Raw genomic sequence first — 12,914 nt, 5'->3', positions numbered from 1 at the left:
GCCTTCAGGCCGGAAGGGTGTTGGGGTGCGAGCGGCGGCGGGCCGCGCTGAACAGGGCCTGGATCTGCACGCCCGACTGCTCGACGTCGTCCAGCGGCGAGGGGAAGGGGAGCCGGACGTCGCGGTGCCCCCGGCGCTCCTCCAGCCGGAGGGTGAGGCCGTAGCGGTCCATGGCCAACGGCAGCGCGCGCAGCAGGACCGTGCCGGGCCGCGGTGCGACCAGGCGGAGCAGCAGCGTGACGAGCTCGGCGTGGTCGTCGAGGAGGTGCGTGAGCATGCCCGCCTCGTACGGGGCGAGCGGGTCGGGGCGGGCCGCTTCGAGCTCGTCGAGGCCGATGCACGTGCGGCCCTCCGCGGTCTCCAGGACGGCCCGTTCGAACTCCATGCAGGTGGAGGCGGGGCCGTCGGGGCCGTCACCGTACGGGGTGAGGAGGCGGCCGAGGACCGTGACCCTGGCGCGCACCCGGTCCCGTACGGGCGTGGGGGCGACGTCGGTGAACTCCAGCCGGACCGCGGGCCGGTGCCCGGCGTGGCCGCCCGGCTCGGCGGGGTGCAGGTGCAGCCGGCCCAGGGGGTCGGTGCCGTCGAGGTGGCGGACCTCGCTGCGGAGCCCGTCGGTGACCACGGTCATGGAGTGGGCGGCGGCCAGGACCGACCGCACCCGCTCGGCGTCGGTGGGCCGGCGGACGGCGTCCGGGGTGTCGGGGGCACCGGGCATGCGCATGCGGATCTCTCCAGGGTCGTGGCGGGACAGGGGACCGGCCGGCTCACTTGCTCACTTAGGTTTGCCTAACCTAACCCATCTCTCCTCGCCTCGGCACCCCGCGTGCCCCGACGCCGCTCGTGTCGTTGTTGGGCTGAACGGGTGAAACACGAGAGGATGGGGGGATGCACATGAAGCGCACGGCCGAGGCGGCCCGGTGAGCAGGTACGACGTCACGGACGAACAGTGGGAGGGGCTCGCGCAGGTGGTTCCCCTGCGCAGTCGCAACGAGTGGCCCTCCCGGGTGGACCACCGCACGATCCCCACGGCCCCCGAGGCGGCGGCCGCGGAGCAGCGGCGCTTCGTCGTCATCCGAGTCCAGGTCTTCGCCGACGCGCGGGAGGTGGCCGAGTACCTGATCGCGCAGATCCCGGTGCTGCTCGACCTCACCGGCGCCGACACCGAAGTGGCCAAGCGGATCCTCGACTTCAGCAGCGGAGTCGTCTTCGGGCTGGGCAGCGGGATGCACCGCGTGGACCGGAACGTCTTCCTGCTCGCGCCCGTCGGGACCGAGGTCGAGGGGATCGCGGCCGCCGCCGTCCCCCGATCGTAGGAAGCTCGCCGCGGTGGAACGGTTCGCCGGGCCCGCCCGGGCCCCGGCGGCCCGTACCGTCCGGCGCATGGACGCCACGTCGGCCGCCGCCTTACGGGCGGCCCCTCCGCCCCGCCCCGCCGAGCCCTCCGAGCCCTCCGAGCCCGCCGAGCCGTACCGGCGGCCCGTCGTGACCGAGTTGCGCCTGTCCGCGTTCGGGGTGCACCGCGGGGCCGTGCTGCCGCTCGCGCCCGTCAGCCTCCTGGCCGGGCCCAGCGGCAGCGGCAAGTCCCAGGCCCTCGCGGCCTACGGGGCCCTCGCCGCCCTCGGCTCCGGCGCCACCCTGGACGAGGCCTTCCCGGACGCGGCGACCCGCATCCCCGAGCGGGCCCCCGCCGACGCACAGGGGCGGCGCGGCTTCCGCATCGGCTGCACCGTCGACGGCCCGGTCGGCCCCGTCCGCCTCGACCTCGCCGTCCAGGCCGACCCCGGCCTGCGGATCGCCGGGGAACGCCTCACCGTCGGCGGCGAGGTCCTGCTCGCCACCGCACTCCGCGACCCCGGCCGCCGCTGCGTCCAGGCGGCCTGGCCGAGCGGACGCCCCGCCGGCCGAACCCGGGCCCCGCTGCCCGACGACCGCCTCGGCACCGCCCTGCTGCCGCTCCGGGTGGCCGGAGCCACAGCCGCCCAGCGGCAGGTGCTCGCCGCCGCCGAGCAGGTCGTGGTGGCGCTGCGCGCGGTGTTCGCCTGCGACCCGCGCCCCGAGGCGATGCGGGCCCCCGTCCCGCCGGGGGAGGGCCGGCTGCGCGGCGACTGCGCCAACCTGGCCGACGTACTGCGCCGGACCCGCCACGAATGCGGCACCCGCCACGCCCTGCTGACCGCCGCCGCCCGCACCGCCTGCGCCGGTCCGGTGCACGGCCTCGGCGTACGGGCCCCGGCGGGCGGGGCCGTCACGGCCGTGCTGGACCGCGGCCCCGGCCGGCCCCCGACCGAGCTGGCCCGGCTCGGCGCCGGCGAGCTGCGCTTCCTCGCCCTGGCGCTGGTCCTGCTCACCGGCCCCGGCGTGCTCGCCATGGAACCCGCCGCCGAACTGCCGCCCGCCCGGCAGGCGCTCACCGTCCTCGCCGACGGCTTCGACGCCGCCATGGACCGCCGGCAGAACGCCGAGCTACTGCGCCTGGCGCTGCTGTCGTGCGCGCGGGGACACGTCCGCCTGGTCGCCGCGGTCGGGCAGGAGGCCGCGGCGGCCGCCCGCGGGGTCCCCGGGGTCGCGGTGGTAGACCTGGGGGCATGAGCGAGACCCACGAGACGAACGAACAGCAGCGGCAGCCGGAACCGGAGCCGGAGCCGGAGCCGGAGCCTGTGCCGCGGCGGCCGTCGGAGCGGCCGTCGGAGCCGCGGCCTGCCGGGCCCGAGGAGCGGCTGCACCGACTGCAGCGGCGGCTCGCCGACTTCGCGGCGGCGCGCGGCTGGGAGCCGTACCACACGCCCAAGAACCTGGCCGTGGCGCTGAGCGTGGAAGCGGCCGAACTGGTCGAAATCTTCCAGTGGCTGACCCCGGAGCAGTCGGCGGCGGTCATGGAGAAGGAGGAAACCGCGCACCGGGTGACCGACGAGGTGGCCGATGTGCTCGCGTATCTGCTGCAGTTCTGTGAGGTTCTCGGGGTGGATGTGCTGGATGCGCTCGCCGCGAAGATCGAGAGGAACGAGCTCCGCTTCCCGGTGGCGGGGGCTCCGACCTCAGATCGTCACTCTTCGGAGTGACGGCGTCATCCACAACCATGTTTGTGTCCACAGATTTCCGAATACCCCTGGCTTTACTGGCCCATTGCCTTCACTCTGGGTAGTGAGAACGGCGGATGTCGTGCGGACGGGGGACGGCATATGGATGCGGTACGGCTCATCGCGGTCGGCCGGTACGCGCTGGCACGGAGCGGGGCGGCGATGGACATCGTGGGCGAGGCCTGGCAGGCCCAGGCGCTCACGCAGGGGATGGGCAACTGGCTGGCGGTCAGCGGGCCGCGCGACCTGAGATCGGAGGCACGGGGGCTGGGGGAAGCGGGAGGCAGAGGCTGCGGGGTGATCGACAGAGCCGCCCTGGGCGAGGGGGAGCGTGCACCGGAGGGCCCGCCGAGAGCGGTGCAGCTGACGGGGATCGCGGATGTCCGGCAGGCCATGCTCGGCCTCCAGGCCCTGCTCGGCGAGGTGGGCATCGCCCTGGTGGGGGTGGCGTGCGGGACGGACGACGAGAGCCTGTACTGGCAGTGCATCGAGTCCATAGACGCGGCCGACGAATCGAGTGACCGGGTCCGCGCGATCCTGCGCCGGATCGTGATCCGGGAGCGGGGGTCCGCCTCGGGTGCGGCCTGACCGGGAGCGGCCGACGGGGCCCCGTCGGCCGAGCAGAGCGGTCGCGTCCGGTCAGGCCTGGTCGAGCCCGGGCAGCCTCGTTCAGGTGCGGTCTGGCTCGTTCAGAACGGACGGGGGGCGGGCCGCTCGTCCCCGGGGGTGCGGCTGCCCGGGGTGAGCGGTGTGCCGGGGGCGCGGTCCGCGGAGGACTGAAGGTCGGCGTCGAGCTGTGACAGGTCGGCGTTGAGGGCGGCCATCAGCTCTTCCATCTGCTCCAGCAGGCCCTTCGGCGCGCCGCCGGCGGGGGCTGCCGCGGCCTCCTGGCGTACGTGGTCGTGTGCTGCCTGTCCGGTCTGTCCGGGATGCTCGGGCGCGGACTCGTAGGACATGGCGGCCTCCTCGGCCCTGGCCCCTCCGTGGCGGAAGGGTGCGGTGGACGTACCGGCGGAAGGCCGCCGGCGCGCGGGCCGGGCGGTCCGGCTCCGTCCGAGCCAACGATCCCGCTCCGGGCCTGGTCACTGGCCCGGCGCGGGCCGCACGCCGGGTTGACGCAGATTCACCCTGCCGGGGTGGAGCGCGGGCGCCTCGCGGCGGCCGCCGGGCGAGGCAGGATGGAAGCCATGGACCTCCGGATTTTCACCGAGCCCCAGCAGGGCGCCGACTACGACACGCTCCTGGCGGTGGCCAGGGCCACCGAGGAGCTCGGGTTCGATGCGTTCTTCCGCTCCGACCACTATCTGAGGATGGGCGCGGTGGACGGACTGCCCGGACCCACCGACGCCTGGATCACCCTCGCCGGGCTGGCCCGCGAGACCGAGCGGATCCGCCTCGGCACGCTGATGACCGCGGGCACCTTCCGGCTGCCCGGAGTCCTCGCCATCCAGGTCGCGCAGGTCGACCGGATGTCCGGCGGGCGCGTCGAACTCGGCCTGGGCGCCGGTTGGTTCGAGGAGGAGCACAAGGCGTACGGGATCCCGTTCCCGGCCGAGCGCATGGCCCGGCTCGAGGAGCAGCTGGCCATCATCACGGGCTTGTGGGCCACCGAGCCGGGGGACACCTTCGACTACACCGGCACCCACTACCGGCTGGAGGCCTCGCCCGCACTGCCCAAGCCCGCCCAGGCCAAGGTGCCCGTGCTCATCGGCGGCCACGGCGCCAAGCGCACCCCGCGCCTGGCCGCCCGGTACGCGGACGAGTTCAACATGCCGTTCGCCTCGATCGCCGACAGTGCGCGGCAGTTCGGCCGCGTGCGCCGGGCCGCGGAGGAAGCCGGGCGCAAGCCCGAGGACCTCGTCTACTCCAACGCCCTCGTCGTCTGCGTCGGCCGGAACGACGCCGAGGTCGCCCGCCGCGCCGCCGCCATCGGCCGGGAGGTGGACGAGCTGAAGGCCAACGGCCTGGCCGGCTCGCCCGCCGAGGTCCTCGACAAGATCGGCGCCTACGAGGCCATCGGCTGCTCCCGCATCTACCTGCAGGTGCTGGACCTCGACGACCTGGACCACCTGGAGCTGATCTCGGCCCAGGTCCTGTCCCGGCTCGGCTGAGGGAGGAGGACCCGTGCCCCGCGCATCCGGCCCGCTCGCCGAGGCCCTCTCCCGCCGGGTGGTCGTCCTGGACGGCGGGCTGAGCAACCAGCTCGCCGACCAGGGCTGCGACCTGTCCGGCGGACTGTGGTCGGGCCGGGTGCTCGCCGAGCGGCCGGACCAGGTCCTGGCCGCGCACACCGCGTACGCACGGGCCGGCGCCGAAGTGCTGATCACCGCGAGCTACCAGGTGGGGTACGCGTCCTTCGCCGCGCACGGCTACGGCGGGGCCGAGACCACCGCCCTGCTGCACCGCAGCGTCGAGCTCGCCGCCCGCGCCGCCGAGGCCGCCGACCACGAGGTCTGGGTCGCCGCCTCCGTCGGCCCGTACGGGGCGGTCCTCGCCGACGGCTCCGAGTACCGCGGCCGCTACGGCCTGGGCCGGCGGGAGCTCGCCGCCTTCCACCGGCCCCGCGTCGAGGCCCTGCTGGAGGCCGGCCCGGACGTGCTGGCGGTGGAGACCATCCCCGACGCCGACGAGGCCGAAGTGCTGACCGCCGTCCTGGCCGAGACCGGGGCCACCGCCTGGGTCAGCTACACGGTCGCCGCCGGCCGGACCCGCGCCGGCGGGCCCCTCGCCGAGGCCTTCGCCGTCGCCGCCGCCTCCCCGCAGGTGGTGGCGACCGGCGTCAACTGCTGCGACCCCCAGGACGTGCTGCCCGCCCTGGAGGCCGCCGCCTCCGTCACCGGAAAGCCGCTGCTGGCCTACCCCAACGACGGCTCCGTCTGGGACGGGGCCACCGGCACCTGGCAGTACCCCTCCGCCTCCGCCCCCTGGCCCACCGCCGCCTGGCAGCGCACCGGCGCCCGCCTCATCGGCGGCTGCTGCCGCATCGGCCCCGACCGGATCGCCGCACTGGCCGCCGAACGGTGACCCGGTCACCGGGCCGTCGAGCCCGATACGCGCCCCCGAGGTCCCAGCGCTCGCCGAGCACCCCGCCGCCCGACGCGACGAGGGCGGCCATCTCCGCCTCGACGGCGGCGAGTTCCCCGGGCTGCCCCGCCACGGCCAGCTGTTCGCGGTAGTGGACCAGCGAGGTGAGGAGCAGCTGTGTCCGCCCGGGCTCCAGCGCGCACATCCGGCGGGCGGCGGCCACGGATTCGGCGCGCAGGGCGAGGGCTGTCGCGGGCCGGTGGGCGAACTCCTGACGGCTGTACCTGAACAACGCGACCGCCAGCAGGGGCAGATAGGCCAACGGGCTCACCTGGACCAGAACGCGATAGGCGGGGACCTGCCGGGCGACCGGCAGGGTCCCCGATGCGAGGAGCGCGACCCGGGCCCGCAGCACGGCGTCGTGATTGATCTTCTCCGTGGGATTCATGGGGGAGATTCTGAAAGCCGCACAGAGGCCCAAACAAGGGCAATCGGCTGTGCCCTTCGTCCTACGAAAACCGCCTCTGACCTGTCATGATGGATACGTCTTCACCCCTGCGCCCCGGATCCCGGAGGCCGGCCCGCCGCGGCAGCGCCCGCGAGCCGGCCCGCGCGCACAAAACCCGTTGGTCCGACCCGTGGCGCGAGCACATACTCAGGCGCATGTTCCTGACGATCACCGCCATCGGCAACGCCGCGGACCCGGCGACTGACCTGGGCTTTCTGCTGCACAAGCACCCCGGGAAGGCGCAGGCGTTCGCCACTTCCCACGGCAGCGCCCACGTGTTCTACCCCGAGGCCACGGCCGAGCGCTGCACGGCGGCGCTGCTGCTGGAGGTGGACCCCGTCGCCCTCGTGCGGCGCGGGCAGGCCACAGGACGCGGCGGTGCGCCCGACGCCGCACTCGCGCAGTACGTCAACGACCGGCCGTATGCGGCCTCCTCACTGCTCGCCGTGGCGCTCGGCAAAGTCTTCCGCAGTGCGCTGAACGGCAGGTGCGCCGCCCGCCCCGAGCTCGTGGACCGGGTCCGCCCGCTGCGGATCGAGATACCGGCCCTGCCCGCGCGCGGCGGCCCGGAGCTGGTGCACCGGTTGTTCGACCCGCTCGGCTGGGACCTCGTACGCCCGGAACCGGTCCCCCTCGACGAGCAGTTCCCCGAGTGGGGGGACTCCCGGTACGTGCGGCTCGTCCTGGAGGGCGAGCTGCGGCTCACCGACGCGCTGCGCCAGCTGTACGTCCTGCTGCCCGTGCTCGACGACGCCAAGCACTACTGGGTCGCCCCGGACGAGGTGGACAAGCTGCTGCGGGCCGGCGACGGCTGGCTCGCGTCCCACCCCGAGGGCGCTCTGATCACCTCCCGCTACCTCGCCCGGCACAAGGGGCTCACCCGCAGCGCCCTGGAGCGCCTGGAGCTGGCCCGCCTCGCCCAGGCCGACGGCATCGAGGCCGAGGAGCTCGACAACGCCGTCGACGAGACCACCGACACCGAGGAGCGGCCGGTCCCGCTGGCGGTGCGGCGCCGCGAGGCCGTCCTCGCCGCGCTGCGCTCGGCCGGCGCCGCGCGCGTCCTCGACCTCGGCTGCGGGCAGGGCCAGCTGGTCCAGGAGCTGCTGAAGGACGCCTCCTTCACCGAGGTCGTCGGCGTCGACGTGTCCATGCGGGCCCTGGGCACCGCCGCGCGGCGGCTGCGGCTGGAGCGCATGGGGGAGAAGCAGGCCCGGCGCGTCCGGCTGCTGCAGGGCTCCCTGGCCTACACCGACAAGCGGCTGGCCGGCTACGACGCGGCCGTGCTCAGCGAGGTCATCGAGCACCTGGACCTGCCGCGGCTGCCGGCCCTGGAGTACGCGGTGTTCGGCTCGGCCCGCCCGCGCACGGTCCTGGTGACCACCCCGAACGCGGAGTACAACGTCCGCTGGGAGACCCTGCCCGCCGGACACGTCCGGCACGCCGACCACCGCTTCGAGTGGACGCGCGCCGAGTTCCGCGACTGGGCCGGCGACGTCGCCGTACGGCACGGGTACACCGTGGAGTTCGTGCCCGTCGGGGACGAGGACCCCGAGATCGGACCGCCCACGCAGATGGCCGTCTTCACCCTGGCCGGCGGCGACCCGGCCTACCCGGCCCACACCGGCGGCACCGACACCCCGAAGGAGGGCGAGGCGGCATGACCACCACCGACACCAGCCCGGCCGGCACCACCGGCACCCACCGCGTGCTGCCCGTCACCGACCTGTCCCTGGTCGTCCTCGTCGGGGCCACCGGCTCGGGCAAGTCCACCTTCGCCCGCAGGCACTTCAAGCCGACCGAGGTCCTCTCCTCCGACCACTGCCGCGGCCTGGTCAGCGACGACGAGAACGACCAGGGCGCCAGCAAGGACGCCTTCGACGTCCTGCACTACATCGCCGGCAAGCGCCTGGCCGCGGGCCGCCTCACCGTCATCGACGCCACCAGCGTCCAGCAGGAGGCCCGCCGGCAGCTCGTCCGCCTCGCCCGCGAGCACGACGTGCTGCCCATCGCCATCGTCCTCGACCTGCCCGAGGCGGTCTGCGCCGAGCGCAACGCCGCCCGCCCCGACCGGGCCCACCTGCCCCGCCACGTCATCCAGCGCCACCGCCGCGAGCTGCGCCGCTCGCTGCGCGGCCTGGAGCGCGAGGGCTTCCGCAAGGTGCACGTCCTGCGTTCCGTCGAGGAGGTGGAGAGCGCCGAGATCGTACGGGAGAAGCGCTTCAACGACCTCACCCACCTCACCGGCCCCTTCGACATCATCGGCGACATCCACGGCTGCTCCTCCGAGCTGGAGACCCTCCTCGCCAAGCTCGGCTACGCCGACGGCGCCCACCCCGAGGGCCGCACCGCCGTCTTCGTCGGCGACCTCGTCGACCGCGGCCCGGACAGCCCCGGCGTGCTGCGGCGCGTCATGGGCATGGTCGCGACCGGCAACGCCCTGTGCGTGCCCGGCAACCACGAGAACAAGCTCGGCCGCTACCTGAAGGGCTCCAAGGTCCAGCTCACGCACGGCCTCGCGGAGACCGTCGAGCAGCTCGCCCGCGAGCCCGAGGAGTTCGTTTCCGAGGTGCGCACCTTCATCGCGGGCCTGGTCAGCCACTACGTCCTCGACGGCGGCCGGCTCGTGGTCTGCCACGCCGGCCTGCCCGAGAAGTACCACGGCCGCACCTCCGGCCGGGTCCGCGCCCACGCCCTGTACGGGGAGACCACCGGCGAGACGGACGAGTTCGGGCTGCCCGTGCGCTACCCGTGGGCGGAGGACTACCGCGGCAAGGCGGCCGTGGTCTACGGCCACACCCCCGTCCCGGACACCTCCTGGATCAACAACACCATCTGTCTCGACACCGGGGCCGTGTTCGGCGGCCGCATGACCGCGCTGCGCTGGCCGGAGCGCGAGCTCGTCGACGTCCCGGCCGAGAAGGTCTGGTACGAGCCGGTCAAGCCGCTCGCCGCAGCCGTGGCCGGCGGCCGCGAGGGCCGCCCCCTCGACCTGGCCGACGTGCACGGCCGGCGCACGGTGGAGACCCGGCACCTGGGCAACGTCGCCGTCCGCGAGGAGAACGCGGCGGCCGCCCTGGAGGTCATGAGCCGCTTCGCGGTGGACCCGCGGCTGGTGCCGTACCTGCCGCCCACCATGGCCCCGGCCGCGACCGCCGCTGCCGGCGGCTTCCTGGAGCACCCGGCGGAGGCGTTCGCCCAGTACCGGGCCGACGGCATCGCCCAGGTGGTCTGCGAGGAGAAGCACATGGGCTCCCGTGCCACCGTCCTGCTCTGCCGGGACGCCGAGACGGCCCGGACCCGCTTCGGCACCGACGGCGCCGCCACCGGCTCCGTCTACACCCGCACCGGCCGGCCCTTCTTCGCCGAACCCGCCGCCACCGAGCAGGTCCTCGACCGGATCCGCTCGGCGGTCACCGCCGCGGGCCTGTGGGAGGAGCTGGCCACCGACTGGCTGCTGCTCGACGGGGAGCTGCTGCCCTGGTCGCTGAAGTCCACCGGCCTGCTGCGCCACCAGTACGCGGCCGTCGGCGCGGCCTCCCGCGCGGTCTTCCCGCCGGCCCTCGCCGCCCTGGAGGCGGCCGCCGCCCGCGGGGTGGACACCGGCGGGCTGGCGGCCCGCCAGCGGGAGCGGGCCGCCGACACCGCGCGGTTCACCGACGCCTACCGGCGCTACTGCTGGAGCACCGACGGGCTGGACGGCGTCCGGTTCGCGCCGTTCCAGCTGCTGGCCGCGGCCGGCCGGTCGCTGGCCGCGGTGCCCCACGACGAGCAGCTGTTCTGGCTGGACCGGCTGGTCGCCGCCGACGAGGCCGCCGGGATCGGACTGCTGCGGCGCACCGGCCGCATCCTGGTCGACCCTGCCGACGAGGACTCCGTACGGGCGGGCACCGACTGGTGGCTGGAGCTGACGGCCGCGGGCGGCGAGGGCATGGTGGTCAAGCCGCTCCAGGCGTACGCCCGGGACGGCAGGGGGCGCCTGGTCCAGCCGGGCATCAAGGTGCGCGGCCGCGAGTACCTGCGGATCGTCTACGGCCCGGAGTACACGCGCCCGGAGCAGTTGGAGCGGCTGCGCGGGCGGTTCCTCGGGCACAAGCGGTCCCTGGCGCTGCGCGAGTACGCGCTCGGACTGGAGGCCCTGGACCGGCTGGCGGCCGGGGAGCCGCTGTGGCGGGTCCACGAGCCGGTGTTCGCGGTGCTGGCCCTGGAGTCGGAGCCGGTCGACCCGCGGCTGTGACCGCGGGCGCCGCGGCGTAAAGCGGCTGCCCCCGTACGGCCGCGCATTAGGTCTTATGGGGGAACTTTCCCCGGGAACGCCGGGAAAACCGCGGGCGGGATCGTTCATCCAGGGCAGCGGAATGTCCGCGACCCTGGAAGGACGGAACGTCACCTATGAAGATGACCGCGCGCGGAAGCCTTGCGGCGCTCATGACCTGTATGGCCGCGGCGGGTGCGGCCACCCCGGCCGCGGCCGACGCCGTGCCGGTGTCGGTCCCGCTGGACGCCGTGAAGACCACCCTGGGCGTGGACACCCCGCGCGTGGGCACCGGCGTGCCGGTACCGGTCGTCGGCGCCCCGGAGATCCGCCACCACACGGGCGACCTGCTCCCCACCTCACTCCTGCCCGTGGTGCCGGTCGGCGCCGACCTCGGCAGCACCCTGGTCAGCACCCCCGTGCCGAACCTGCTCGGCGACCCGTCGACCGACGCAGAGGGCGGCCTCGACGCACCGGCCACCCCCCTGCGCGCCAAGACCCCCGGCCTCGTGCTCGGCGGCCTGCTGACGGCGCCGGACGCCTCCAACGCGGGTGTCCCGAACCTGGCCGCGCCGGAACTGGGCGTGATCGCCCCGGAGCTGATCGGGGCGCCGTCGGCGCTCCTCGGGCTGCACTGACCCCGGCCGGCGCGGCCCGCCGGGACCTCTGTCCGAACTGGTCGAACGCCACGTCAAAAAGCCGTCCGGTCTGCGAACGTGTACGCCATGGGATTCCATGTCGACTCCGAGGCCGGGCGGCTTCGCCGCGTCATCCTCCACCGGCCCGATCTGGAGCTGAAGCGGCTCACTCCGAGCAACAAGGACGCACTGCTCTTCGACGACGTGCTGTGGGTGCGCCGGGCCCGCCAGGAGCACGACGGGTTCGCCGACGTGCTGCGGGACCGGGGCGTGGAGGTGCACCTCTTCGGCGACCTGCTGCGCGAGGCCCTGGACATCCCCGAGGCCAGGCACCTGGTCCTGGACCGGGTCTTCGACGAGAAGGAGTACGGGCCGCTCGCCACCGACCACCTGCGGGCGGTGTTCGACGGGCTGGCGCCGGCCGATCTCGCCGAGGCCCTGGTCGGAGGGATGACCAAGCGCGAATACCTGGAGCGGCACGCCGAGCCGGTGTCGGTCCGCTTCCACGCCATGGAGCTCGACGACTTCCTCCTCGGCCCGCTGCCCAACCACCTCTTCACCCGCGACACCTCGGCCTGGATCTACGACGGCGTGTCCATCAACGCCATGCGCTGGCCGGCCCGGCAGCGCGAGACCGTGCACTTCGAGGCCATCTACAAGCACCACCCGCTGTTCACCTCCTCCGGCGCCTTCCACTACTGGTCGCAGGGCCAGGCCGACTACCCCTCGACCATCGAGGGCGGGGACGTCCTCGTCATCGGCAACGGCGCCGTGCTGATCGGGATGAGCGAGCGGACCACGCCGCAGGCGGTGGAGATGCTCGCGCGGGGCCTGTTCGCGGCCGGTTCCGCGACCACGATCGTGGCCCTCGACATGCCGAAGCGGCGCGCCTTCATGCACCTGGACACCGTGATGACGATGGTCGACGCGGACACGTTCACCCAGTACGCGGGCCTGGGCATGCTGCGCTCGTACACCATCGAGCCGGGCGCCGGGCTGCAGGAGCTGAAGGTGACCGACCACCCGCCGGAGCACATGCACCGGGCCATCGCGGCGGCCCTCGGGCTGGACGCGGTCCGGGTGCTGACCGCGACGCAGGACGTGCACGCGGCGGAGCGCGAGCAGTGGGACGACGGCTGCAACGTCCTCGCCGTGGAGCCGGGGGTGGTCGTGGCGTACGAGCGGAACGTGACCACCAACACGCACCTGCGCAAGCAGGGCATCGAGGTCATCGAGATCCCCGGCAGCGAGCTCGGGCGGGGCAGGGGAGGCCCGCGCTGCATGAGCTGTCCGGTGGAGCGCGACGCGGTCTGAGGCGGCGGGGCGGCGCCGGGCGGGGCATGATCGGTGGGGAACCGCGCGGACGAGAAGAGGGGGCGCGGAGGCGAGGCGAGGAACACAGCGGGCGGGGC

At 74.4% G+C, this 12,914-nt stretch carries 13 protein-coding genes; 10 read left to right on the top strand and 3 right to left on the bottom strand.

What is annotated here, in order from left to right; translation table 11 throughout:
* Positions 1–4: 4 nt before the first annotated feature.
* Complete coding sequence (locus AB0953_RS28425; RefSeq protein ID WP_366862425.1) at positions 5–724, bottom strand: DUF2470 domain-containing protein; 720 nt, start codon at positions 722–724, stop codon at positions 5–7.
* Positions 725–920: 196 nt separating this feature from the next.
* Between AB0953_RS28425 and AB0953_RS28420 the strand changes: the two genes are divergently transcribed.
* From AB0953_RS28420 to AB0953_RS28405, 4 genes are all read left to right on the top strand, one after another.
* Positions 921–1,316 carry a cell division protein SepF gene (locus AB0953_RS28420; protein ID WP_361902684.1) on the top strand — a complete coding sequence of 132 codons (396 nt, stop codon included), beginning with the start codon at positions 921–923 and terminating at the stop codon, positions 1,314–1,316.
* A 67-nt stretch (positions 1,317–1,383) separates the two neighbouring features.
* Entirely contained in the window at positions 1,384–2,592 is a 1,209-nt protein-coding gene (locus tag AB0953_RS28415) for an ATP-binding protein (RefSeq protein ID WP_366862424.1), read from the top strand.
* Between the two features lie 128 nt (positions 2,593–2,720).
* Positions 2,721–3,062 (top strand): nucleotide pyrophosphohydrolase, encoded by a 342-nt coding sequence (locus AB0953_RS28410; RefSeq protein ID WP_366862464.1) that lies wholly within the window; start codon positions 2,721–2,723, stop codon positions 3,060–3,062.
* 120 nt (positions 3,063–3,182) lie between these two features.
* Entirely contained in the window at positions 3,183–3,668 is a 486-nt protein-coding gene (locus tag AB0953_RS28405) for a DUF6099 family protein (protein WP_366862423.1), read from the top strand.
* Positions 3,669–3,769: 101 nt separating this feature from the next.
* Here the strand turns inward: AB0953_RS28405 and AB0953_RS28400 are convergent, their stop codons facing one another.
* The gene (locus tag AB0953_RS28400) at positions 3,770–4,036 is read right to left on the bottom strand and encodes a hypothetical protein (protein ID WP_366862466.1); all 267 of its coding nucleotides are present in this window, start codon (positions 4,034–4,036) and stop codon (positions 3,770–3,772) included.
* A gap of 231 nt (positions 4,037–4,267) precedes the next feature.
* Here AB0953_RS28400 and AB0953_RS28395 point away from each other — a divergent pair, with 231 nt between their 5' ends.
* On the top strand, positions 4,268–5,191 hold the full coding sequence (locus AB0953_RS28395) for an LLM class F420-dependent oxidoreductase (RefSeq protein WP_366862422.1): 924 nt from the start codon (positions 4,268–4,270) through the stop codon (positions 5,189–5,191).
* A gap of 13 nt (positions 5,192–5,204) precedes the next feature.
* Positions 5,205–6,104 carry a homocysteine S-methyltransferase gene (mmuM, locus tag AB0953_RS28390; RefSeq protein WP_366862421.1) on the top strand — a complete coding sequence of 300 codons (900 nt, stop codon included), beginning with the start codon at positions 5,205–5,207 and terminating at the stop codon, positions 6,102–6,104.
* Here the strand turns inward: mmuM and AB0953_RS28385 are convergent.
* Positions 6,043–6,552 carry a hypothetical protein gene (locus tag AB0953_RS28385; protein ID WP_366862420.1) on the bottom strand — a complete coding sequence of 170 codons (510 nt, stop codon included), beginning with the start codon at positions 6,550–6,552 and terminating at the stop codon, positions 6,043–6,045. The genes mmuM and AB0953_RS28385 overlap by 62 nt on opposite strands.
* A 215-nt stretch (positions 6,553–6,767) precedes the next feature.
* Between AB0953_RS28385 and AB0953_RS28380 the strand changes: the two genes are divergently transcribed.
* The 4 genes from AB0953_RS28380 to AB0953_RS28365 all read left to right on the top strand — a co-directional run bounded on the left by AB0953_RS28380 (position 6,768) and on the right by AB0953_RS28365 (position 12,816).
* A complete protein-coding gene (locus AB0953_RS28380; RefSeq protein ID WP_366862419.1) occupies positions 6,768–8,273 on the top strand; it encodes a 3' terminal RNA ribose 2'-O-methyltransferase Hen1 in 1,506 nt (501 codons plus the stop codon).
* Positions 8,270–10,846 carry a polynucleotide kinase-phosphatase gene (locus AB0953_RS28375; RefSeq protein WP_366862418.1) on the top strand — a complete coding sequence of 859 codons (2,577 nt, stop codon included), beginning with the start codon at positions 8,270–8,272 and terminating at the stop codon, positions 10,844–10,846. Before AB0953_RS28380 ends, AB0953_RS28375 begins: the two co-directional genes overlap by 4 nt.
* Positions 10,847–11,001: 155 nt before the next feature.
* Positions 11,002–11,502 (top strand): hypothetical protein, encoded by a 501-nt coding sequence (locus AB0953_RS28370; RefSeq protein ID WP_366862417.1) that lies wholly within the window; start codon positions 11,002–11,004, stop codon positions 11,500–11,502.
* A gap of 87 nt (positions 11,503–11,589) precedes the next feature.
* Positions 11,590–12,816 (top strand): arginine deiminase, encoded by a 1,227-nt coding sequence (locus AB0953_RS28365; protein ID WP_366862416.1) that lies wholly within the window; start codon positions 11,590–11,592, stop codon positions 12,814–12,816.
* The last annotated feature ends 98 nt before the right edge of the window (positions 12,817–12,914 follow it).

Source organism: Streptomyces sp. NPDC046866 (assembly GCF_040704625.1).
GTDB lineage: Bacteria > Actinomycetota > Actinomycetes > Streptomycetales > Streptomycetaceae > Streptomyces.
This window is presented reverse-complemented; position numbering and strand designations above follow the sequence as displayed.

Bases quoted from the DNA above. Each gene is read 5' to 3' on its own strand.
- AB0953_RS28375 (WP_366862418.1), top strand. From the start codon at position 8,270: ATGACCACCACCGACACCAGCCCGGCCGGCACCACCGGCACCCACCGC.
- AB0953_RS28425 (WP_366862425.1), bottom strand. From the start codon at position 724: ATGCGCATGCCCGGTGCCCCCGACACCCCGGACGCCGTCCGCCGGCCC.
- AB0953_RS28400 (WP_366862466.1), bottom strand. From the start codon at position 4,036: ATGTCCTACGAGTCCGCGCCCGAGCATCCCGGACAGACCGGACAGGCA.
- AB0953_RS28380 (WP_366862419.1), top strand. From the start codon at position 6,768: ATGTTCCTGACGATCACCGCCATCGGCAACGCCGCGGACCCGGCGACT.
- AB0953_RS28370 (WP_366862417.1), top strand. From the start codon at position 11,002: ATGAAGATGACCGCGCGCGGAAGCCTTGCGGCGCTCATGACCTGTATG.
- AB0953_RS28365 (WP_366862416.1), top strand. From the start codon at position 11,590: ATGGGATTCCATGTCGACTCCGAGGCCGGGCGGCTTCGCCGCGTCATC.
- AB0953_RS28385 (WP_366862420.1), bottom strand. From the start codon at position 6,552: ATGAATCCCACGGAGAAGATCAATCACGACGCCGTGCTGCGGGCCCGG.
- AB0953_RS28405 (WP_366862423.1), top strand. From the start codon at position 3,183: ATGGATGCGGTACGGCTCATCGCGGTCGGCCGGTACGCGCTGGCACGG.
- AB0953_RS28415 (WP_366862424.1), top strand. From the start codon at position 1,384: ATGGACGCCACGTCGGCCGCCGCCTTACGGGCGGCCCCTCCGCCCCGC.
- AB0953_RS28395 (WP_366862422.1), top strand. From the start codon at position 4,268: ATGGACCTCCGGATTTTCACCGAGCCCCAGCAGGGCGCCGACTACGAC.